The 24,308-nt window shown below is 31.0% G+C and carries 20 protein-coding genes; 13 read left to right on the top strand and 7 right to left on the bottom strand.

The annotated features are described in order from the left end of the window. The 13 genes from SJY27_RS06555 to SJY27_RS06615 all read left to right on the top strand — a co-directional run bounded on the left by SJY27_RS06555 (position 1) and on the right by SJY27_RS06615 (position 16,915). Positions 1-1,938, top strand: a complete 1,938-nt coding sequence (locus SJY27_RS06555) for an alpha-1,4-glucan--maltose-1-phosphate maltosyltransferase (RefSeq protein ID WP_397447459.1) — start codon at positions 1-3, stop codon at positions 1,936-1,938. 2 nt (positions 1,939-1,940) lie between these two features. Continuing rightward, on the top strand, positions 1,941-3,569 hold the full coding sequence (locus SJY27_RS06560; protein WP_397447460.1) for a trehalose synthase: 1,629 nt from the start codon (positions 1,941-1,943) through the stop codon (positions 3,567-3,569). Positions 3,570-3,573: 4 nt separating this feature from the next. Continuing rightward, on the top strand, positions 3,574-5,481 hold the full coding sequence (glgB, locus tag SJY27_RS06565) for a 1,4-alpha-glucan branching protein GlgB (protein WP_397447462.1): 1,908 nt from the start codon (positions 3,574-3,576) through the stop codon (positions 5,479-5,481). A gap of 255 nt (positions 5,482-5,736) precedes the next feature. Then, on the top strand, positions 5,737-8,142 hold the full coding sequence (locus SJY27_RS06570; RefSeq protein ID WP_397447463.1) for a glycoside hydrolase family 31 protein: 2,406 nt from the start codon (positions 5,737-5,739) through the stop codon (positions 8,140-8,142). Between the two features lie 561 nt (positions 8,143-8,703). Further along, on the top strand, positions 8,704-9,534 hold the full coding sequence (locus tag SJY27_RS06575; protein WP_397447464.1) for a hypothetical protein: 831 nt from the start codon (positions 8,704-8,706) through the stop codon (positions 9,532-9,534). Positions 9,535-9,796: 262 nt separating this feature from the next. Next, positions 9,797-10,321, top strand: a complete 525-nt coding sequence (locus SJY27_RS06580; RefSeq protein WP_397447465.1) for a hypothetical protein — start codon at positions 9,797-9,799, stop codon at positions 10,319-10,321. Between the two features lie 53 nt (positions 10,322-10,374). Then, positions 10,375-11,667: an NAD(P)/FAD-dependent oxidoreductase gene (locus SJY27_RS06585; RefSeq protein WP_397447466.1), complete on the top strand. Its 1,293-nt coding sequence runs from the start codon at positions 10,375-10,377 to the stop codon at positions 11,665-11,667. Beyond that, positions 11,667-11,972 carry a hypothetical protein gene (locus SJY27_RS06590; protein ID WP_397447467.1) on the top strand — a complete coding sequence of 102 codons (306 nt, stop codon included), beginning with the start codon at positions 11,667-11,669 and terminating at the stop codon, positions 11,970-11,972. Before SJY27_RS06585 ends, SJY27_RS06590 begins: the two co-directional genes overlap by 1 nt. A 2-nt stretch (positions 11,973-11,974) precedes the next feature. Beyond that, positions 11,975-12,328: a hypothetical protein gene (locus tag SJY27_RS06595; RefSeq protein ID WP_397447468.1), complete on the top strand. Its 354-nt coding sequence runs from the start codon at positions 11,975-11,977 to the stop codon at positions 12,326-12,328. Further along, the gene (locus SJY27_RS06600) at positions 12,325-13,251 is read left to right on the top strand and encodes a GyrI-like domain-containing protein (RefSeq protein WP_397447469.1); all 927 of its coding nucleotides are present in this window, start codon (positions 12,325-12,327) and stop codon (positions 13,249-13,251) included. The genes SJY27_RS06595 and SJY27_RS06600 overlap by 4 nt, the downstream gene beginning before the upstream one ends. Positions 13,252-13,462: 211 nt before the next feature. After that, on the top strand, positions 13,463-15,619 hold the full coding sequence (locus SJY27_RS06605) for a TonB-dependent receptor domain-containing protein (protein ID WP_397447470.1): 2,157 nt from the start codon (positions 13,463-13,465) through the stop codon (positions 15,617-15,619). A gap of 220 nt (positions 15,620-15,839) precedes the next feature. Then, the gene (locus SJY27_RS06610; RefSeq protein WP_397447471.1) at positions 15,840-16,259 is read left to right on the top strand and encodes a DUF2141 domain-containing protein; all 420 of its coding nucleotides are present in this window, start codon (positions 15,840-15,842) and stop codon (positions 16,257-16,259) included. A gap of 32 nt (positions 16,260-16,291) precedes the next feature. Next, positions 16,292-16,915: a hypothetical protein gene (locus SJY27_RS06615; protein ID WP_397447472.1), complete on the top strand. Its 624-nt coding sequence runs from the start codon at positions 16,292-16,294 to the stop codon at positions 16,913-16,915. A 94-nt stretch (positions 16,916-17,009) separates the two neighbouring features. Here the strand turns inward: SJY27_RS06615 and SJY27_RS06620 are convergent, their stop codons facing one another. From SJY27_RS06620 to bioB, 7 genes are all read right to left on the bottom strand, one after another. Then, on the bottom strand, positions 17,010-18,140 hold the full coding sequence (locus tag SJY27_RS06620) for an amidohydrolase family protein (protein ID WP_397447473.1): 1,131 nt from the start codon (positions 18,138-18,140) through the stop codon (positions 17,010-17,012). A 73-nt stretch (positions 18,141-18,213) separates the two neighbouring features. Continuing rightward, positions 18,214-18,738 carry a 3-hydroxyanthranilate 3,4-dioxygenase gene (locus tag SJY27_RS06625; protein ID WP_397447904.1) on the bottom strand — a complete coding sequence of 175 codons (525 nt, stop codon included), beginning with the start codon at positions 18,736-18,738 and terminating at the stop codon, positions 18,214-18,216. A gap of 146 nt (positions 18,739-18,884) precedes the next feature. Further along, positions 18,885-19,661, bottom strand: coding sequence for an SDR family oxidoreductase (locus SJY27_RS06630; RefSeq protein WP_397447474.1), 777 nt, complete (start codon positions 19,659-19,661; stop codon positions 18,885-18,887). A gap of 83 nt (positions 19,662-19,744) precedes the next feature. After that, the gene (locus tag SJY27_RS06635; protein WP_397447475.1) at positions 19,745-19,984 is read right to left on the bottom strand and encodes a DUF6500 family protein; all 240 of its coding nucleotides are present in this window, start codon (positions 19,982-19,984) and stop codon (positions 19,745-19,747) included. Beyond that, positions 19,977-21,419, bottom strand: a complete 1,443-nt coding sequence (locus SJY27_RS06640) for an aldehyde dehydrogenase (protein WP_397447476.1) — start codon at positions 21,417-21,419, stop codon at positions 19,977-19,979. Before SJY27_RS06640 ends, SJY27_RS06635 begins: the two co-directional genes overlap by 8 nt. Before the next feature lie 90 nt (positions 21,420-21,509). Further along, positions 21,510-21,908 carry a RidA family protein gene (locus SJY27_RS06645; protein WP_397447477.1) on the bottom strand — a complete coding sequence of 133 codons (399 nt, stop codon included), beginning with the start codon at positions 21,906-21,908 and terminating at the stop codon, positions 21,510-21,512. 1,276 nt (positions 21,909-23,184) lie between these two features. Beyond that, positions 23,185-24,282 (bottom strand): biotin synthase BioB, encoded by a 1,098-nt coding sequence (bioB, locus tag SJY27_RS06650; protein WP_397447478.1) that lies wholly within the window; start codon positions 24,280-24,282, stop codon positions 23,185-23,187. Positions 24,283-24,308: the final 26 nt, after the last annotated feature.

Consider the following 24,308-nt stretch of genomic DNA (forward strand, 5'->3'; position numbering starts at 1 on the left):
ATGCTAAACCAAAGTAGAATTGTTATAGAAAATGTTGCTCCGCAAATAAATAATGGAACCGTTTTTATAAAAAGGGTGGTTAATGAAATTGTAAATGTAACAGCAGACGTTTTAGTGGACGGACATGATATTTTACAAGCCAGTTTATTATATAAACATAGTTCTGAAAAGCAATGGTCTGAAACCCGAATGCAACCTACTATTAATGATGAGTACACAGCAAGTTTTATAACAACTAAACAAGGTTACTACGCTTATAAAATACAAGGTTGGGTAGATTATGCCTTAAACTGGCAACATGGTATTCACCGAAAAATTGATGACAACCAACACGTAAATTCTGAACTTTTAGAAGGAGCAGAATTATTAGAAAATAGTTTAGAAAAAGTAAGCGAAGAAGATAAAAATTATCTTTTGCATTTAATTTTTATTTTTAAAAATACAGAAACATATCATGAGGCTATCAAAGAAGCTATTTCTGAAAGACTTACAAAAATATTAATAGAAAATCCTGAAAAACTACTCACACAAACAACAACAGAACTGCAAGTTTATGTTGATAGAGAAAAGGCGCGTTTTTCTACTTGGTACGAATTTTTTCCAAGATCAGCATCAGATCAAGAAGGGAAACATGGTACGTTTAAAGACTGTCATAGATTACTACCTCGAGTAGCAAAAATGGGCTTTGATACACTGTACTTCCCTCCTATTCATCCTATTGGAGAAGTAAATCGAAAAGGAAAAAACAACACTACAGTTGCACAAGATGGAGATGTAGGTTCAACTTGGGGCATTGGCTCAAAACATGGTGGTCATAAAGATATACATCCTGAGTTAGGTACTTTAGACGATTTTAAAAATTTAATTAATGAGGCAAAAAACTTAGGGATAGAAATCGCAATGGATTATGCTTTGCAAGCTGCTCCAGATCATCCTTGGGTCACAGATCATCCAGATTGGTTTAAATGGCGTCCAGATGGTACAGTGCAATATGCAGAAAATCCACCAAAAAAATACCAAGATATTTTACCTATTTATTGGGAAAGTAAAGATTATAAAAACCTTTGGAAAGAGTGTTTAGACACCTTATTGTATTGGATTGATTGTGGTATAAATGTATTTAGAGTAGATAATCCGCATACAAAACCATACTATTTTTGGGGCTGGGTTATAGAAGAGGTAAAAAAACAACATCCTGATGTTTTGTTTTTAGCAGAAGCTTTTACCAAACCAAAAGTTATGCAACAATTGGCTAAACAAGGTTATACACAAAGCTACACTTACTTTACGTGGCGTACTTCTAAACATGAGTTAATAGAATACATGACAGAGTTAACTCAAACAGATCAAAAAGAATACATGAAACCTAATTTTTGGCCAAATACGCCAGATATTAACCCACATCACCTACAAGGTGCTCCAGAAAGCATGTATATTTTGCGTTATGCATTAGCTGCAACTTTAAGTTCTAATATTGGAATTTACGGCCCTGTTTTTGAACAAAGAATAGATGCTCCTATTGCTGGCAAAGAAGAATATTACATGTCAGAAAAGTTTCAAATCTGCAATTATGATTGGTTTAAAGAAAATAAGCTTACTACATTAATCTCTAAAATAAATAGTATTCGAAAAGAGAATGAATCCTACCAACAAACCAATAATATAAAATTTTTAGAAACTCAAAACAATCAACTTATTGCTTTTTATAAATGGAATTTAGATAGAACAAATGAAACCCTAACTGTAATCAGTTTAGATGCTTACAATTCACAATCGGGTTCTGTTCAACTACCTTTGCATGACCTTGGTATAAACCATGGGCACAAAGTAGAGGTTCTTGATTTGGTTACTAGAAATTCTTACGATTGGTATAATGAATGGAATTATGTAGAGTTACATGCTACACTACCTTTTCATATTTTTAAAATCAATAAATAAACATGTGTCAAAACAAAAACATCAGCGCTAAACCTTCCGTTTTTGCATCTGCAAATCAATGGGAAGAAATTTTAGATGATAAAAACTTTATAAAAGTTTTTTTGTCTGATGTTTTAGAAGATTACATTTTAAAACAACGTTGGTATGGTGGTAAATCTAGCCATTTAAAGTATATCGAATTAAGTGAGTACTTTAGAATTCAACATAAAAATGAAGTGTACTTTGGCTTAATATTAGAAGTAAATTTTGTAGAAGCTTTTTACCATCATTACTTTTTACCCATAGCCTTTGTTAGTGATGAAGCCTTTGCAAAAGAAAGTAAAATATTACCATTAAAACTTAAAAATCAAGAAGGTTTTATCATAGATGCTATGCATTTAGAAGCTTTTAGAAAAGTAGTTTACCAAAGAATTTGCACAGCTTTACCAGTAGATAAAACACCTGTTCAATATCATAAAACAGAAAACTTTTCTTTTCCAGAATACACCTCTTCAAGGTTTTTAGGAGCAGAACAAAGCAACACCTCTATTGTTTATAATGATATTTTTATAGTTAAATTTTTTAGAAGAATTTATGCTGATAAAAATCCTGACTACGAAATGAGTCGTTTTTTATCAGACAAAAAAGAATTTAAAAACACACCTCCGTATTTAGGAAGTATGAACATTATTGATTCTGAAAACACTAACATTACCATTGCTTTAATGCAAAAATTAGTTGCCAATAATGGTGATGCATGGGATTATTTTTTAAAAGAAATTCATAAAATTTACACCTCAATAGATGTCAAAAACATCAATTTTAACGATTTGCCTGATGTAGAGATTTTCAAAAGAAAAAAAATAATAGAATTACCACCTCTAATTGTAGATTGGGTGGGTTTAAATTTATTGAATAAGGTTAAATTATTGGCACAAAGAACAGCAGAAATGCATATTGCATTAGGCTCTGAATTTGAAGAAACAGCCTTTACGCCCACTCGTTTTAATGGTGATTATACAGTTTGGTTAAAAAATAGGTTAACTTATCAATTTCAAAACAGACTAAATCTAACCGAAAATAATCTACATAAATTAGAAGGGTACTCTTTACAGTTGGCTAAAGAATTTTTAGACCATAAAAATGAAATTAGAAAAAGATTGGTAAATTTTGATTGGACCAAATTAAAAGGCGAACGCATTAGAATTCATGGCGACTATCACTTAGGTCAAATTTTAGTTCAAGATGACGATTTTTGCATTCTAGATTTTGAAGGCGAACCAGAAAGCACCATTAGAGATCGTAAAGTAAAACAACCGCCATTAAAAGATGTTGCTGGTTTGTTTCGCTCATTTCATTATGCCATTTATTCCACCATTTTTAACAATCAAACCAGTTACTCTAAAACACAAGAAGAACTTTCTGAATATGGTGAGTTACTCTACAAATATATGGTAGGCATCTTTTTAGAAACCTATAGAGAAATTACACAAGAAGCCAATTTATCTATTGGTTATACAAACGAAAGAATATATTTATTAAAATATTGCTTGTTAGAAAAAGCAATTTATGAGTTAGGTTACGAACTTAACTCAAGGCCTAAATGGACAATTATTCCATTAAAAGGTATCGCAAATATTTTGAACTCATAATACTATGGCACATACAAAAGCACACAGTCTTTTTACAGAATTTGATATCAACCTCTTTAAAGCAGGTAAACATTACAGGTTATACGAAAAATTTGGTTCTCACATTATCAATGTTGATGGTGAACAAGGTACCTATTTTGCAGTTTGGGCACCGAGTGCTAAATCTGTTTCTGTAGTTGGCGATTTTAACTTTTGGTTAGAAGGTGAACACAAACTAAACGTTCGTTGGGATGGTAGTGGTATTTGGGAAGGTTTTATACCCAATGTAGAGAAAGGCAATATTTATAAATACAAAATACAGAGTTCTAATAATGATATAATTACAGAAAAAGCAGACCCTTTTGCAAGAAGGTGTGAACACCCACCAAAAACCGCTTCTGTTGTTTGGGAAGATGAATACCAATGGCAAGACAAAAAATGGATGAAAAACAGAAAGAAAAACAATGCTTTAAATGCACCCTTTTCTGTTTATGAAGTGCATTTAGGCTCTTGGAAAAAACAAATTGAAGAAAACCGTTTCTTAAGTTATCGAGAATTGGCTGAAGAATTGGTAAATTATGTAGATGATATGAATTTTACTCATGTAGAATTTATGCCAATTATGGAATATCCCTATGACCCAAGTTGGGGATACCAATTAACTGGTTATTTTGCCCCTACATCTCGTTTTGGATATCCAGATGAATTTAAATATTTGGTTGATAAATTTCATGAAAAAGGAATTGGTGTTTTGTTAGATTGGGTACCATCGCATTTTCCTTCAGACGATCATGGTTTAGGTTTCTTTGACGGTTCTCATTTATACGAACATCCAGATCGTAGAAAAGGTTACCATCAAGATTGGAAAAGTTTAATTTTTAATTATGGCAGAAACGAAATCAAAGCCTTTTTAATTAGTAATGCCATTTTTTGGTTAGATCAATTCCATGCAGACGGTTTGCGAGTAGATGCTGTAGCCTCTATGTTATTTTTAGATTATTCTAGAAAAGAAGGTGAATGGGAACAAAACATGTTTGGTGGCCGAGAATATTTAGAAGCCATAGACTTTATAAAAGATATGAATGCAGAAGTTTATGCATCTTTTCCAGATGTACAAACTATTGCAGAAGAATCAACTTCTTTTCCTAAAGTTTCAAGACCTATTTACGATGGTGGTTTAGGATTTGGAATGAAATGGATGATGGGTTGGATGCACGACACTTTAAATTACTTTGCCAAAGAACCTATTTATAGAAAACACCACCAAAACGATTTAACTTTTAGCTTAAATTATGCCTTTACAGAAAACTTTATGCTACCACTTTCGCATGATGAAGTTGTTTATGGTAAAAAAGCAATTGTAGAGAAAATGCCTGGTGACGAATGGCAAAAATTTGGCAATTTAAGACTAATGTACAGCCTAATGTACACACACCCAGGCACAAAACTCTTATTTCAAGGAGGTGAATTTGGACAAACTAGTGAATGGAATTTTCAAGGGAGTTTAGATTGGCACTTATTACAATACGATGTTCATAAAGGAGCCAAAGCTTTAGTTAAAGATTTAAATGCATTTTATAAAAAAGAAAAAGCATTGTTTGAAAAACAATTTTCTTCTGATGGTTTTGAGTGGATTGATCATGGAGACCATGAAAACTCCATAATGTCTTACATAAGAAAAGGAAATAATGAAAAAGATAATGTAATTGTAGTATTAAACTTAACACCAATTCCTAGAGAAAATTACAGAATCGGTTTACCTAAATCTGGCGATTTAAAAGAGGTTTTTAATAGCGATGCAACCAAGTATAATGGTACAGGAAACTATAAAAATAAAAATCTAAATTCAGACCCAAAAGAGTGGAATGGCAAACAAAATTCGGTTGAATTATGCTTGCCTCCTTTAGGAATGGTTGCTTTTAAATTTAAATAATAAACACTCACGTTTTTTAAACAATAGGAATTTAATAAAAACAAGCATCTATTTTTTTGTACTTCACAAAAAAAACAAGCAATATATAAGACTTTAAAAATTCTTTAAAAACAAGTGCTATTAAGCTTATTTTTAAATAAATATGCAATATTTTTAGCACCAATTCAGACGAATACGTTATCGTAGAAAAAACCTTTTTTTGTTTAAATTTAGGAACAATTTCGCGATTTTTATCAGACCAAAACAACAACAACTATGATTGTTAATACAGAATTAGAACAAAAAGGAAATTTATTTCCTTCAGAAATAATAGATTATAAGAAAGATGTAGACACCCTCTACTTCACCACAAAAAACAATGTTGTTTTACAACTTACTGTTGTAAGAGATAGTGTGCTTAGATTCAGATATTCTACCACAGGAAAATTCGAAAATGATTTTTCTTATGGAGTTACCATTCATGCTTCTAGAGGCTACAATTTCCTTGAAGTTTCAGAAGATGACATACATTACATTGTTACCACTTCTAAATTAATTTGTAAAGTTGAAAAACTAAGTCTACAAGTACGCTTGTATGATGCTATAGATATGGTTTTAATCAATGAAGATGAAATCGGTTTTCATTGGGAAGAAAGTTACGAATATGGTGGAGACATCGTAAAAATGAGTAAAGTATCTCAAAAAGCAGAAAGCTATTATGGTTTAGGTGATAAACCCGTAGACGTAAACCTAAAAGGTAAACGTTTCGAAAACTGGGTGACAGACTCGTACGCTTTTGGTAAAAATACAGACCCTATTTATAAAGCGATACCTTTTTACACCTCTATTCATCACAATAAATCTTATGGTATTTTTTTCGACAATACTTTTAAAACTCATTTTGACTTTGCGCAAGAACGTAGAAATGTAACAAGTTTTTGGGCACAAGGTGGTGAAATGAATTATTACTTCATCTATGGACCACAAATGAGCGATGTTGTTGCCAATTATACAGATTTAACAGGTAAACCACATGCATTACCTCCATTATGGGCTTTAGGATTTCATCAATGTAAATGGAGTTATTACCCAGAAAGTAATGTAAAAGAAATCACCAAAACATTTAGAGATTTACAAATTCCTTGTGATGCTATTTATTTAGATATAGATTATATGGATGGTTTCCGCTGTTTTACTTGGGATAAAAACTACTTCCCAGATCCAAAAAGAATGGTGAAAGAACTAGAGGATGATGGTTTTAAAACTGTTGTTATTATAGATCCAGGAATTAAAATTGATTTAGAGTACGATGTTTTTAAAGAAGCATTAGATAAAGATTATTTCTGTAAACGTGCAGATGGCCCTTACATGAAAGGTAAAGTTTGGCCTGGAGAGTGTTATTTTCCAGATTATACAAAACCAGAGGTTAGAGAATGGTGGTCTGGTTTATTTCAAGAATTAATTGAAGACATTGGTGTTAAGGGTGTGTGGAATGACATGAACGAACCAGCAGTAATGGATGTTCCAAACAAATCCTTTCCAAATGATGTTCGTCATGATTATGATGGTAATCATTGCTCGCATAGAAAAGCCCATAATGTTTATGGAATGCAAATGGCACGTGCTACGTATCATGGCTTAAAGAAATATTCGTATCCAAAACGTCCTTTTGTAATTACTAGAGCTGCGTATTCTGGTACACAAAGATATACCTCTACTTGGATGGGAGATAACGTTGCTACTTGGGAACATTTAGCTATTGCCAACAACCAAGCACAAAGAATGGCCATGTCTGGTTTCTCTTTTGCAGGTTCTGACATTGGTGGTTTTGCAGAGCAACCTCAAGGAGAATTATTTGCAAGATGGATTCAATTAGGTGTTTTTCATGTTTTCTGTAGAGTACATTCTTCAGGCGACCATGGAGACCAAGAACCTTGGGTTTTTGGTGATGAAATTACAGATATTGTTAGAAAGTTTGTTGAGCTTAGATATCAGTTATTGCCCTACTTGTATACCGCATTTTGGAATCACATTAAAAACGCTACTCCGATTTTAAAATCTTTAGTATTATTTGACCAAGAAGATCAACAAACACATTATAGAAGTGATGAATTTGTTTATGGTGAACATATTTTAGTTTGTCCTATACAAGAACCAAACTCTAAAGGAAGAAGAATGTACATTCCTAGAGGTAAATGGTATAACTTTTGGACTAATGAGCTTGTAGAAGGTGGTAAAGAAACTTGGGTAGATGCTGATTTAGACAGTATGCCAATCTTTATTAAAGAAGGTGCTGTGATACCTAAATACCCTGTTCAACAATATGTTGGCGAAAAGAATTTTGAAGAAATTACTTTAGATGTTTATTATAAAAAAGGTAAAGAGAAATCTCAACTTTTTGATGATGCTCATGATGGATACGATTATAAGAAAGGAAGATACAGTTTACGTACTTTTAAAGTAACAGGTAAAAAGAAAGAATTTATTTTACAACAACATAAAGAAGGTACGTTTGATGCTGCTTACAAAAAGTTTAATGTGGTTTTACACAACCTACCTTTTACCATTACTTCGATTCAAATAGATAATGTAGAAATTTCTATTGATAGCTCAGAAAGCTTCGGAACCCAAACTATAGTGTTGGATAAAGAGTTTACAGAACTGCACTTACTAGGCGAATAATTTATATAATTTCAGGTTTATAGCCTAAATAACAGGCCTCTTTATTAATTTAAAGAGGCCCTTTTTTTTGAGTAATAGTACAAGAATGATTCATGTATTTTTTTAATGCAGTATATAACCAAAGACGGGAGTGTAAATTAAAATTTTATAATCATTTTAATTGGTAAAGTTTTACTTAGCTACAAACCATCATCATTATAATGTTCTTACTACTCAAAAAAAAAAACGCGATAATTACCTTTAAATTTATCGACATAAAGATTTAAACATCATTTAAATTGATAAAATTCTATTCTGTTTTAAAATATTGTTTAATGTCCTTTTTATTGATCAACAAAACCTCCTTTAAGTAACTATTTATAATAAAATAGGTTGTTTTTATAGCTTATAACAAAAGAATACAAATACTTTTTCCGAATAAATTCGATTAAAAATAACAAATGATTCAGATGGTTTCTTTTTGATATAAATCGTTACTTTTTGACTCAAATAGTTGGCTTTTTAATGACGTAAACAACTGTTTGACAATAGATTTTCAAGTATAAATAAAAAAAAATTACAATGAACAATTTTAAAAAAACACAATTAGTTAGCGTAACAAAATTAGTAGTATTAACCTTAACAATGGTATTTGCTTCATGCTCTTCAAACAATGAAGATGATGTTGTTAAAGAACAAAGTATTACAGCTGCAAATTTTAAGTCGTACACAAGTTATAGTGATAATGGTTATACAAACATTCAGTTTGGAGACGTAACCAATAACAGTTATGTACCTATTATTAAAGTAGAAAATTATAACGCTGCTTATAATTATAGTATTGTTATTAAAGGAGATTATTTAGAAAATGAATATAAAGTAGCTTTAACGTTTGATAAGGTTAATAATAGTGGAGACACTATTTTAAAATTTGATAATGCCGAATTTGATGCAGTTCCAGATACTTACCAAGCATATATTTTAGAAGAAGATAGCAATACAGAGGTTTTTATAAATAATGTACCAAACCAAGGAGAAAGAACATATTACGTATACGATGCAGATCATTCAGAATACTTGTATAATTTAACCTTTAAAAAATCAAGAACAGACTTTACAAGACCAACTTCAATTTATAAAAATGAAGATATTTATGTTGGATTTTCACAGGGGTTTAGCCAAGATCTTAAACTAGAAATGGTTGCATATGATACAGACTTAAATGCATTAGGTAGAGTAGATATTCATAATGTTAGCACTTCATATACAAATAAATTTTATGGTACAGATTTAACTTTTATAACAAAAAGTGGAAATTATATTTTTCAAGTAGAAGGAACTCCAATAACTGCTGGTAGTTCAAATACAATTAAAAAAAGTACTTATAAAACAATGACAGTAAATATAAATTAATGTAAAAACTATAATTTTGTGAAGCACTAAATAATACGTTTTAATAATTACAAAACCTGCAATCCAAATTGTAGGTTTTGTAATTATTAATATATTAAAACTACTATTTTCCAAAAAAAAGGAGGCCAACTACACAGTATAAAAAGTTTCAGCACCTACTTTTTAAAAATATTGTTTTGCTATAATCCACAATTAACAAGTTCAAATGTTACTTTAAATATTTTGTAAACATTAAGAATAGTATTTTTGCAAAAAAAACGTTTTGAAAACTTTCAACAAAAACAACTTTTTTAAGTACACTTTTTGCGAATTTCAACAAGTTGATGATTTTGATTTTCCAGAAAACACAAATTACAAAAGTAAATCTGAAAGCGCATATTTTTATACTGATGAAGGTGTGTACAGAAAATCCAATCATTGGGGACGAGTTGCCAATTGCAGATGGAAATTAATTGCTGATAAGAATTACAAAAATCAAAATATTGTAATTGGTTTTGCAAAATGGTGTGACTTCTACCCTATCAACTCTCAAGAAAAAATCTTTGGTATTCAAGTTAATTTTGATAAAAAAACAGCTAAACTTCAACCAAAAACGCAAACTTTACATCAACATCTATTTTGCTATTCTGAAGCTCAAAAACGACTAAAACAAATTCAACATTTATTTACAAATGATAAATGGACAAACTATTTTGATGTAGAAATAGACGAGTTACGTCTAAAAGTGATCTCAAAATTTAGCAATTCAAATGATTCTCTTCAAGAAATAAAAAGTAGTTTCAAATAAGAAACCATTGCTTTTCCGTAAATTTGTTTTGATTTTAAAATCTAAAAATTCAGATGAACATTCCACAATCAAGTTTTCCTAGAGTTGTAATTATTGGTGGTGGTTTTGCTGGTTTGGCAGCTGCAAAAGGTTTAGAAAAACAAGAATTGCAAGTAGTTTTAATAGATAAACACAATTACCATACTTTTCAACCTTTGCTGTACCAAGTAGCCACAGGTGGTTTAGAACCAGATTCTATTGCTTTTCCTTTAAGAAAACGTTTTAAAGATGTAGAAAATTTCTATTTTAGATTGGCAGAAGTTCATCAAATAAACCCTGAACAAAACTCAGTAGAAACCTCTATTGGTTGTTTAGATTACGATGAATTAATCATAGCCACAGGCTCTACCACTAACTTTTTTGGAAACACTAACATCCAAAAAAACACAATGGAAATGAAATCTGTACCCCAATCTCTAAATATCAGGAGTTTAATTTTAGAAAATTTTGAAGAAGCTTTATTGACAGATAATATTGATGAAAGAAATGCATTAATGAATTTTGTAATTGTAGGTGGTGGACCTACAGGAGTTGAATTAGCAGGAGCTTTAGCTGAAATGAAAAAAGGAATTTTACCAAAAGATTATCCAGATTTAGATATTAGGCAAATGCAAATTAACTTAATACAAAGCGCTGAATGTTTATTAAAAGGAATGAGTGCAAAAGCATCAGAAAAAGCTGAAGATTTCTTAATCAGTTTGGGTGTTAATATCTGGAAAAACTTACGCGTTTTAGATTATGATGGAAAAATTGTTAAAACAAATGGAGAAGACAATTTTAGGGCAGAAACTGTAATTTGGGCAGCTGGTGTAAAAGGTGAAAATATACAAGGTTTACAGGCATCTTCAATTATACCAAGAGCAGAAAGGTATAAAGTAAATGAATATAATCAAATAGAAAAATACACCAATATTTATGCTATTGGCGATGTTGCTTGTATGCAATCTGAGAAAAATCCTTATGGACACCCAATGATGGCACAACCTGCCATTCAGCAAGGTAAATTAGTTGCAAAAAATATCTTGGCAAAACGTTTTAATAAAAAACAAAACGCTTTTGTTTATAATGATAAAGGATCTATGGCTACCATTGGTAGAAATAAAGCAGTGGTAGATTTACCAAAATGGAAATTCCAAGGAGTTTTTGCCTGGTTTGTGTGGATGTTTGTGCATCTTTTTTCTTTAATAGGTTTTAGAAATAGAGCCGTAGTTTTCTTAAATTGGGTGTACAATTATATTCGTTTTGATAGAGAAACAAGATTAATTATTCGTCCTTTTAAAGCAAAAAATCAAAAAATTAATTTTTAATGGGTACACGAATTATCATCTGTCCAAAATGTAAAACCGTCAATAAAAACAATGATTATTGCCAATTTTGTAACACCCTAATTTCTGATCAAAAAAAGAGAGCCATAAAAGCAGAAGCTATAAAACAAAAGCAAATTGATGAAGCTATTTATGAAATAGAAAACCCTAGTTTAGCAAAACGTTTAAAAAAACATCCTAACATCTTCTTTAAAATTATTGGTTGGATGTTGTATTCAGTAATAACTGTGGTTAGCGCTATTGGTGCTGGTTTAGCTTGGTTTATTACAATGGTAGCTGCTGGGTAAAAATGAACAAAAAACTCACCTTTTTTTGTGTTTCTTCATTTGTTTTAGGTTTACTTATTTATGGTTTGCAGTCTTTTAATATTTATCTCCCAAAAATCATCAACAATTATGTAAATGATTTTTTAATTATTCCCATTGTACTTTTTTTATGCTTACTATTTTTAAAATGGTCTAGAAATGATAAAAACTTCGCCTTAAGTTTACCTATAATTTTATATGTCTGTTTTATGTATAGCATTCTTTTTGAATTTGTATTTCCAGAATATTTAGCAAGATATACCAAAGATTACATGGATATTATTTTATACTTTGCAGGCGGCTTTTTGTTCTACAAACTACAAAACAAACCCAATTGAAACCACCACAAACTACTCATAATACTACTGTTACTAGAATTTGTGATGCTATTGTTTACATCGAAGAAAATTTAGATAAAAAACTAAATTTAGAGCTGATTGCTCAAAAAGCTTATTTTTCTCCCTTTCATTTTCATAGATTATTTAGCGCAGTTACCCATGAAACTTTTCACAATTTCATCAATAGAAAACGAATAGAAAAAGCAGCTGCCTTTTTAATGCATCAAAAAGAAATATCGATTACTGAAGTTTCAGAAATTGTAGGTTTTTCGAGTTTGTCTTCATTCTCTAAAGCATTTAAAAAGTTTTATAGCATTTCTCCTAATCAATTTAAAAAACAAAGTCCTAAAAAATATAGTCAAATTTGCAAAACAGATAGCAAGAATAAACAAACAAATATTGCTTTTAAACAATACATTTGTAACCTAAACAACACTTTAATTTGGTTAAAAATGAACGCAAAAAAAACATCTATTAAAACAGTGCCTAGATTAGATGTGGCCTATATTTCACATAAAGGAAAAATGGAAGCTATTGGCAGCGTGTACAACAGATTAGTACAATGGGCAACTCCAAAAGGCTTAATCAATGAAAAAACTAGAATGGTGACCATTTATCACGATAGTCCAAAAATTACAGATCCTAACAATTTAAGAATGAGTGCTTGTATTATTCTTAATGATCCTGTAGATGATATTAATGGCGCTGTAAATTTAAAAGTATTGCCACCTACAAAATGTATCGTTTCTAGATTTGAAATTACTCCTTTTCAATTTCAGCAAGCTTGGGAAGCTTCTTTTGTTTGGATGACAGAAAATGGCTACAAAAAAGCAATGACTGCTCCTTTTGAGATTTATTATAACAATGCTGAAGCGCACCCAGAAAACAAGTTTATTGTAGATTTTTGTATTCCTATTTTATAACGTAATTGCAAGTTTACAAAGCAATATTACAATTTCTTTCGATGAATTCGATTCAATTTCATTTAAAACGAAATCAATGAAAATCTGTAAAATCTTTGAAATCTTTGTCAAAATTTAATCACAACTCATCAATCAAAACTTACAACTCGGTATTTCTTTTTATTTAAAGCGCTATAATCTGCACATCTTTGTATCATCAAAAACCATTATGATGAAACGCATTTTATTTTTACTCTTTACCATCACTCAATTTTCAATCATAGCACAAGAAACCATTTCTGGTAAAGTTACAGATACCAAAAACAACCCCATTTTAGGAGCAAGCGTTTATTTAGAGGGCACTTACGATGGCACTTCAACAGATGAAAAAGGTGCGTTTTCTTTTACTACAGAAGAAAAAGGAACTCAAACTTTAGTCATTTCTTTTGTTTCTTTTGAAACTTATGTAAAGATAGATGACGTTTCATCACTCAAAAATGTAACCATAAAATTAAGAGACGATGTAAATGCTTTAGATGCAGTTACCATAAATGCAGGTACTTTTAGAGCTGGAGAAAAAGCAAAAGTTACGGTTTTAAAACCTTTAGACATTGTAACAACTGCAAGTGCTGTTGGTGATGTTTTGGGTGCTATACAAACTTTACCAGGAACAGCAGCAAATCCAGAAAACGGAAGATTATTTGTAAGAGGTGGAGATGCAGAAGAAACACAAATTTTTATTGATGGTGTTCGTGTTTTTACGCCTTATAGTCCTTCACCTAACAATACACCAACTCGTGGACGGTATTCGCCTTTTTTATTCAAAGGAATTACGTTTTCTACAGGAGGTTATTCAGCAGAATATGGACAAGCTTTGTCTGGTGTTTTAGATTTAACTACTATTGATAAACCCGATCAAGAAAAAACAGAAGTACAATTAATGACAGTTGGTGGAGGTGTAGGAAACACGCAAATTTGGGGTAAAAACTCTTTAAGCATCAACACTTCTTATATAAATTTAGGACCTTACAGCTCAATTTTTCCTGATAGAAATAAATTTATCAAACCTTTTCAATCTGCAAGTGGAGAAGCTGTGTATAGACATAGTTTTAAAGACGATGCTATGCTAAAAGTGTATGGTGCATTTAGTTATACAGATTTAGATGTAATTCAAGATGATATTAATTTTGAAGATGGTTTTCGTTTCGGATTAAGAAATAGAAACCTTTATATGAATAGTTCTTACAAAAATAAATTAGGTAACAATTGGAAAATTGAAACCGGAATTAGTTTTACAAATGATAACTCTACTGTAAAAGTGATTGACGATGTTATAAATAGCGTCGAAAATTCAGCGCATGTTAAAGTTAAATTGAAAAAACAATTTACATCAAGATTTAGAATCTCTTTTGGTTCAGAGTACTTTATGACTAGTTTTGATGAAAAATACACGCCTTTTAACAGCCAAAGCTCTGATTACGGATTTGATAATAACTTGTTTGCTTCTTTTGCAGAAACTGATATTTTTTTCTCAAAAAACTTAGCTGCAAAATTAGGTATTAGAGCAGAGTATTCTGATGTGTTAAATGAGTTTACACTTTCTCCAAGAGCTTCATTATCTTATAAATCGAGTAAAAAGTCTCAAATTTCGTTAGCTTATGGGCAGTTTTACCAAAACCCGAGTAACAATTATGTAAAGTTTAATGAAGATTTTAAAGCAGAAAACTCAACGCATTTCATTGCGAACTACCAACATACCAAACAAAATCAAATTTTTAGAGTAGAAGCTTATTATAAAGATTATAATAATTTGGTAAAATTTGATACCCAAATGGCAAATTTTACATCTAACTATTCAAATGATGGTAATGGATACGCAAAAGGAATAGACGTTTTTTGGAGACAAAATGGTAAAATTAAAAACACCGATTATTGGATTTCATACTCTTTTTTAGACACAGAAAGAGATTTCAGAAATTATCCAACCACTGCAACTCCAAATTTTGCGTCTGCTCATAATTTATCTTTTGTTGCAAAACATTGGGTAGAAAAATGGCAAAGTCAACTGGGTATTGCTTATAATTTTGCCTCTGGCAGAACGTATACAAACCCAAACAAACCTGGTTTTTTAAACAACAAAACCAACCCTTACAATTCTGTAAGTTTAAATTGGGCGTATTTAATAGATCAACAAAAAATACTATATTTTTCAGTAAACAATGCTTTAGGCACACGAAATGTTTTTGGTTATAATTATAAAAACACCCCAGACATCAATGGAAATTTCGACAGGCAAGCTGTATTACCTAATGCAGATAGTTTCTTTTTTGTTGGCTTTTTCTGGACAATTAGTGATGATAAAAAATCGAATCAATTGGATAATTTATAGAGGTTGGTTTTTGGTTTTTGGTTGTTGGTTTATGGTTGATGGTTTGTAGTTGGTAGAAATTTCTAACGCCTAATGTCTAATGTCTAATGTCTAATGTCTAATGTCTAATGTCTAAAATAACAATTCAGAAGTAAAAAATTACAATTCGGTATGTTTCTTGTTTAAATCACACAAAAACATCAGATATTTGAATCAACAATAACAATTAAAAACAACAATTATGAAAAAACTTATACTACTAATCGCGTTTATTTTCAGCGGATTTTTAACAACAAATGCCCAAGAAGAAACCTTTGTATTGACTGTAAACATAGCTGGTTTAAACTCTAATAAAGGAACTTTAATGGTTGCTGTTTACAACAAAAAAGAAAATTTCTTAAATAAACAATTTAGAGGAGCACTTTCAAAAATTGAAAATAACAAAGCTATAATTGTGTTTAAAAATTTACCAAAAGGAGAATATGCAGTTTCGTTTATACATGACGAAAATGACAATAAAAAAATGGATACTAATTTTTTAGGAATTCCAAAAGAAGATTATGGCTGCTCTAATAATGCAACAGGTTTTATGGGGCCTCCAAAATACGATGACGCTAAGTTTCAATTATCTGAAAATAAAGCCATAGACATAACAATTTAAAAATATATTCACAAAAATCAATCTTTTATACAATGAAAAAATCAATCTTAATTATCGCTATTTTATGTACTGGCATCCTTGCTGCGCAATCTAAATATCAAAAAGGAATGCAAAAAGCATTTGCACATTGGGAAAAAAACGAGATGGTAAAAGCTTCTCAACTATTTGAGAGAATCTCGAAAGCCGAAACAGAAAACTGGCTACCTGCTTATTATACTGCTTATGTAGAAGTTTTAAGTGCATTTGGAATAAAAGAAGAAAGTAAACTTAACGCAAAACTAAACAGGGCTCAAGAATTTTTAGATTTGGCAAAATCAAATTCAGAAAATAATCCAGAAATTATTGCTGCTCAAGCTCTACTAAATACAGCCTATATTGCTTTTGATGGTCAGAAATATGGAATGACTTTATCTGGAAAAAATGCCCAATTATATGCAAAAGCACTAGCTATAGCCCCTAAAAACCCTAGAGTTATTTTGGCTAATGCAGAATGGAATATGGGAGCAGCTAAGTTTTTTGGAAAATCTACCAAACCCTACTGTGACCAAATTAAAAAGGCTATTGAATTGAGTAAAGAAGAAAAAATAGATATCGAATTTTATCCAAAATTTCAACTAAAAAGAGCTGAAGAAGTTTTACAAAAATGCCAAGGATAGTTTATTATACAGTATTCAGTTAGCAGTTGGCAGTAATTTAAGAACCGTCAACTGCTGACTGTAAACTGAGAACTGAGAACTGAGAACTGTAATACTAACTAAGAATTTTATCAATTAAATTTTGTTTTGCAACTTTATCGTCACCAAAAAGCCATTGCAACACATTGTCTTCCCAAATTTGACCTTTTTCTACTTCAGAAATTATATTTTTTTCGATAGCTAAATCTAAAATTTTACCAGGATAAGAAGACTGTTTATCACTTTCCATTTCTCCTAAAGGATAAGGATCATCTAAGCCCATTAAAACCTGTTTGGTTCCTTGTCTTTCAAACATTAACTTTAAAGAATCTGTATCGTGTACTAAAGTATCAAAAAAGATATTTTTATGTCCAACTGCTTTTCTTGGGTGTGTTTTGCCTTCAAATAAATCGGGTCTGCCATCAAAACCTTGAATTCTTCTTCCTAAATTCATTTGTGCCAATTGGCCTCCGTGTGCAAAACAAGTTCTAATATTTTTAAAACGCTCTTGCATTCCGTTTAACGTATAAAAATGATAAGCATCTCCACATTGTGCCAACATCCAAATTAAATGAAAACGCCAATTGGTATTTTCTAATTTTATCATTTTATCTCCATCATAAGGATGAATTTCTATAGCCAATTTGTACTGATCTGCTAGTTCAAAAATTCGATCATTTTCTTCGTCAAAAACACAACGCCATTGCCCAATAGAATCCATAAAATGTGTTGGCAAACAGAGTACTTTTAAATCTAATTCTTCTACACAACGTTTAATTTCGTCTAGAGCACCATAAATAAAACCAGGATGCACCACAAAACCACAGGTAAATTTACTTGGGTGATTTTTTTGAATTTTAGCATTAAAATCGTTCTGAAAACGCAAAGCTTTTTTCATCTCTTCTAAACGCAAACCATTACCATACAATTGAGAAAGGTTTAAAACTACTGCATGATCTAATTTGTTTTTCTCCATCCACAACAACTTCTCATCAAGAAAAAAACTAGAATCTGTTACAGGTCTTTTCCAGCCTTTTTGTAACATGTGTTTGCGTTCATCATCTACCCAAAAAATTTCTTTCTCCTTCATAAATTGAGGAATTTCTTCTGGATAAGGCAACAAATGCGAATGTCCGTTAATACGTAACTTACGAAGCCCCTTATCTACCAAAGGGAAACTATTTTTGTTTTCTAATGGGTTTGACATTCTTTTTTCGTTTTTAATTTGATGGTTTGGCTTTTCGTGATGAATTCCTTCCCTTTAATAAGGTTAGAATGGGCTATTTTTTTGGAGCTTCCATTACAGTTCCACAATTATCACAAGTGCATTTTTCTTTATCAGAATAAAATTTATCGAAAATAATAGGCATGTCTGTTTCTATATTATCGAGTTTAAATTCTTCTCTATACAATTGGTTTCCACAATTTTCACAATACCATTCTAAAGCATCTAACATACCTTTTGAACGTGGATATTCAATTACCAAACCTACTGTATTTTCTTTTCTTTGTGGTGAATGTGGTACTTTACCTGGCAGTAAATAAATATCACCTTCATTAATTTCTACATCAATTTGTTTGCCTTTATCATCTATGATTTTTAAAATCATATCGCCTTCTAATTGATAGAAGAATTCTGGTGTTTCGTTATAATGATAATCTTTTCTATTATTTGGCCCACCAACAACCATAACAATATATTCGCCATTATCCCAAACTTGTTTGTTACCTACTGGAGGTTTTAATAAATGACGATGTTCATCAATCCATTTTTTAAAATTTATTGGTTGTACTAGATTCATAATAAGCCCATCCTAACCTTCCCAAAGGAAGGAACTCCAATCTGGGTGGGAATTGGAATTCTTGATTAATATTTTTTTTATTTTTATTACTAATGTAATTATTTTTCAGAACTTAATTCCCTTCCCTTTGGGAAGGGTTAGGGATGGGCTTACAAACTTTTTGTTCTTCCACCATCTACAGGAACGTTAATTCCGTTAATATAACTTGCTTTTTCACTAGCCAAAAACACAATAGCATTTGCAATTTCTTCTGGTTTTGCAAAACGTTTTGCTGGTGAAGCATTCATCATAATTTCTGCTACTTTTTCTACTGTTAAGCCAGTTTTTTCTGCTTTATTTTTAATGATTTCGTTTAAACGTTCTGTATTTGTAGCTCCTGGTAAAACATTATTTACGGTTATCCCAAATTCGCCCAACTCATTTGCCATGGTTTTAGACCAACTTGCAACTGCTCCACGAATCGTATTGCTGACTCCTAAACCGTCTAAAGGTTGTTTTACTGAGGTAGAAATTACATTAATTACTCTACCAAAACACTGTGTTTTCATAAATGGAGCTACAGTTTGCACTAAAATATGATTGCATTTTAAATGTTGGGTAAATGCTCTTTCGAACTCACCAATTTCTGCATTAAAAATTGGACCTCCTGCAGGGCCTCCTGTATTGTTAACCAAAATATGAAACTGTAAACTTGATGTTTCTAACACTTTTTTTAACTCATCTGGCTGCGAAAAATCTGCAACTAAATAATTATGTTTTTGGTCTGAATTTGGCAATTCTGCTAAAACTGATTGTAATTTATCTTCGTTTCTGGCTAACAATGTGATATTTGCACCTTCTGCTGCTAATAAAATTGCAGTTGCTTTACCTATGCCTTGTGTGCTACCACAAACTAATGCGTTTTTGTTTTTAAGTTCTAAATTCATAAAAAGCCCATCCTAACCTTCCCAAATGGAAGAAACTTTAAACTGGGTGGTTAAAGTTTTGTTGTTATTTTTCATAATATTGCTCACTCGCTCCCTTTGGGAAGCCTGGGGTGAGCCTTAATCATTTGCTTAATCTTAACCGCTTTTTCAAAATGATCTAATTGATGCGTTTCTATCCACCAAGTGGCAACTTGCATTAATAATTTTGGATTATCGTTTTTATTTTTGAAAAAAGCATAAAAAGACAAACCAACATTTTCTCCTTTTTTGGCAATTTTATCATCACAAACTTGAATGATTTTTTCTTTGATTTCTTTATTCATAAACGATACAAACATTCTTAGGTTCTGTAAAAAAACGTAAGGCTTCAAAACCTCCTTCTCTACCTACTCCACTATTTTTAATTCCGCCAAAAGGGGTTCTTAAATCTCTTAGCAACCAAGTATTTACCCAAACAATGCCTGTTTGTAATTGTTTTGAAAATTGCATAGTTCTGTTTAAATTGTTTGTCCAAATCATTGCTGCTAAACCATATTTAGTATCGTTGGCTAAAGTTAAGGCTTCTTTATCAGTTTTGAATGAAATTAATGTTACTACTGGACCAAAAATTTCTTCTTGATTTAGTTTACATTTATTGTCTGTAACTTCAATAATTGTTGGTTGTAAATAGTAACCGTTTTCAGCACCTTTTACCACTACTTTTTTACCACCAAAAATTATTTTAGCGTCCTCTTTTTCTGCACTATCTATATAACTTTTTACTTTTTCTAAATGTTCTTTGGATACTAAAGCCCCTAAATTGGAGTCTTCATCTAAAGGATTACCCACTTTTAATTCCGCTACTTTTTTGCTAAAATCTGTTTTAAACTTTTCATAGATTTTCTCTTCAACTAAAATTCGACTGCCACACAAACAAATTTGCCCCTGATTGGCAAATGAAGCACGAACAGTGGTTGCTAACATTTTATTATAATCGCAATCTGCAAAAATAATATTCGGATTTTTACCTCCTAATTCTAAAGATATTTTCTTGAACATTGGTGCTGCAATTTTAGCAATATGAGCACCTGTTTTTGTACCTCCTGTAAACGAAATTGCTTTGATTTTTGTGTGTTCTATAATTGCTTGACCTGTTGTTGTACCTAAACCATGAACAATATTTAAAACTCCTTTTGGTAGGCCAGCTTCGTTACAAATTTCGCCTAATAAAAAAGCTGTCATTGGTGTAACTTCACTTGGTTTTGCAACTACGCAATTGCCTGCTGCAATAGCTGGAGCAATTTTCCAGGTGAATAAATAGAGTGGTAAATTCCAAGGAGAAATACAGCCCACAACTCCTATTGGTTGACGTAATGTAAAATTAATTGCATTTAACCCCACACTTTCATGTGATTCTGTAGAAAACTGTGTAATAGCATTTGCATAAAATTGAAAATTACTTGCTGCTCTTGGTATATCTACTTGTTTTGCTAGACTTATTGGCTTTCCATTATCTTTAGATTCTGCTGCTGCTAAAAAGTCTATTTTTTCTAAAATTAACTCTGCTATTTTAGATAAAATTTTACTTCTTTCTTCTAAGCTAGAATTACTCCATTTTGGAAATGCTTTTGCTGCAGCTTGATAGGCATTTTCTACATCATCTTTAGATGAATTTGGTGTTTGAGAATATATTTTTCCATTTGAAGGATTATAGTTATCAATCCAATTATCTTGAATTGGATTTACAAATTTACCATTGATGTAGTTTTGAATTTTCATTTCATTCAAAGATTAAAGTAAAAAAGAAGAGAAAAAAATACCACTGCAATCTTTATTATAGACGCTCTATTCTTTATTATTAATATTCAATTAGTCTTTTTTATAAGCTGTTACCTTAATCTCAACAACCAAATCTGGATGTGGTAATTGATGCACAGCCACTGTGGTCCTTGTTGGACCAGTTTCTTTGTCAAAAAATTCTGCATAAGCTTTGTTGTACTCTGCAAAATCGTTCATATTTACTAAAAACGAAGAAACATCAACTACATCTTTTAAACTTGCACCAACAGTTTTTAAATTTTTATCGATGTTTTCTAAAACCGTTTTGGTTTGTAAATAAGCATCTATTTTTTTAGTTCCCATTTCATCAATAATTTCAACGCCTGCAATGGTGTTATCTGCTCTTCTTGAGCTTGTGCCTGAAACAAATATAAAATTGCCTACTACTTTTACATGTGGATATGCGCCTCTTGGTGTAACTTTACTCATTTATAAGTGCTATGTTAATATAATTTTAAAACCAATACTTATTGAGTACTAAATTTAACACTTTTTCTACGAACTTAACCTATGTGCTTTATATTTGTGCTCTTCAAAAAAAAATGATCCTATTATATACTTCAAATACTATTTTACCAATTTTATTTAATGTATTAAAGGTTTAGAAATCCTTTTTAGGATTTCCTTAAGTTGTTCATAAAAATCACGTTAGTTAAAAAGCATAGTGCTAATGACAAAAGAATAAATTATTAAAAATAGATAATTTAACTGCGGAATTAGAAACTACAACTATTTTTGCAGCATTTATTTATAAAATATCAATTCTTTTTTTTTGAATTAAAAAGAACGATTTAGAAAAGAAACATAAGTATACCTTGTGTTACATTTATCACAAGCGTATGAATGTGTACCAGGAATTACGCGAATAATTCCATTTCGTCTCATTCTATACCTAGAAGTTGATTTACATTTAGGGCAAGCTTTCATAGTTGAGGGTTTATTGATGCTATTATATGCAATTTAATTCATAATCAACATATTACACTATGCAAAATTGACTTAAATCTTTTTATTTTTTACTCTTACAGGGACTTTCTAAGAATAAAATTAAAGATATCAACGCAAACAATTAGTATTTAAACTCTTAATGTTCGATTGATAATGGAGAACCAAGTGTACTGAGTATTGCATTTATCGCAACCGTAACTTTTTGTACCTGGTATTAGTTTTACAACACCTTTTCTTTTTAGTCTGTGTCTGGACACAGATTTGCATCTTGGACAAGCTTTCATAGTTTAGCAATTTAGTTAGTTTGGTTATGCCGAATTTAAGACAAAAGACTTGCTTACACTAATTATTATTAATTATTATTAATTTTTCAATTTTATTAATCTATTTTTCAATTTTATATAATTTTAAAATTGAATTCTCCCAATAAATTATCTAAATATCGTATAATAAGGATATTACAAATTGAATTATTAAATTTTTAAAGCTTCAAAATAGTACCTTTTACGTCCTGGAAAAACAATAGTAACCTTTTGTGCATACCAAATTCTACTTGGCTATAAATTACCCATCAATAACCAAAACTATTTAGTTTTTTTGTTTCTTTTGATTAAGACTTCTTAAAATATTATTTTTTGTTTATCAATTTTAAATGACTTTAAAGAAATTACGGTTACCATTTACAATATAAATTTTCCATAAAAAAACCACCTTCTAAAACATAGAAGATGGTTTTCTAGTAAATATTATCTTATTTTTAAACTTTTACTGCTTTTCCTTTTTGTTTTGCAGCTTCGTTTCTTTCAATTTTATGGTCTGGTCTTGTCCATTTTGGTTTTTCTCCTAAAGCTTCAAATTGAGAATCTTTAGCCTCTACAGTTTGTGGTTGTACTTTTTTGGTAAATGGTTTCTGCGGATTTAAACCTAATAATTTAAACATCTTCATATCCTCATTTACATCAGGATTTGGAGTCGTCAATAATTTATCTCCTGCAAAAATAGAATTCGCACCTGCAAAGAAACACATAGCTTGCCCTTCTCTACTCATCTGCGTTCTTCCTGCAGATAAACGTACTTGTGTTTCTGGCAATACAATTCTGGTTGTTGCTACCATTCTTATCATATCCCAAATTTCAACTGGCTTTTCATCCTCTAAAGGAGTTCCTTCAACAGCAACTAAAGCATTAATTGGTGTAGATTCTGGTTGTGGATTTAAAGTTGATAATGCCACTAACATTCCTGCTCTATCTTCTGCAGATTCTCCCATTCCAATAATTCCTCCAGAGCAAACAGTTACGTTGGTTTTACGAACGTTATCTATAGTATCTAATCTGTCTTGATAACCTCTTGTGGAAATTACTTCTTTATAATATTCTTCTGATGAATCTAAATTGTGATTATAAGCATACAAACCAGCTTCTGCCAAACGTTGTGCTTGGTTTTCTGTAACCATACCTAAAGTACAGCACACTTCCATATCCAATTTATTGATTCCTCTGACCATTTCTAAAACTTGGTCAAATTCTGGACCATCTTTTACGTTTCTCCATGCAGCTCCCATACAAACTCTAGAACTTCCAGCTTCTTTAGCTCTTAACGCTTGTGCTTTTACCTGATTTACGGTCATTAAATCATTGCCCTCAACATTGGTATGATATCTTGCAGCTTGTGGACAATATCCACAATCTTCTGAACAACCTCCAGTTTTTATCGATAATAAAGTAGATACTTGTACCACATTTGGGTCATGTTGTTTTCTGTGGATGGTTGCAGCTTCGTATAACAAATCCATTAAAGGTCTGTTATAGATTTCTAATATTTCTTCTTTCGTCCAGTTATGTCTTATTTCACTCATAAATCTTGATTCGTTGATAAATCAAA

This window comes from Polaribacter sp. R77954 (assembly GCF_044595335.1).
Classification (GTDB): Bacteria; Bacteroidota; Bacteroidia; order Flavobacteriales; family Flavobacteriaceae; genus Polaribacter.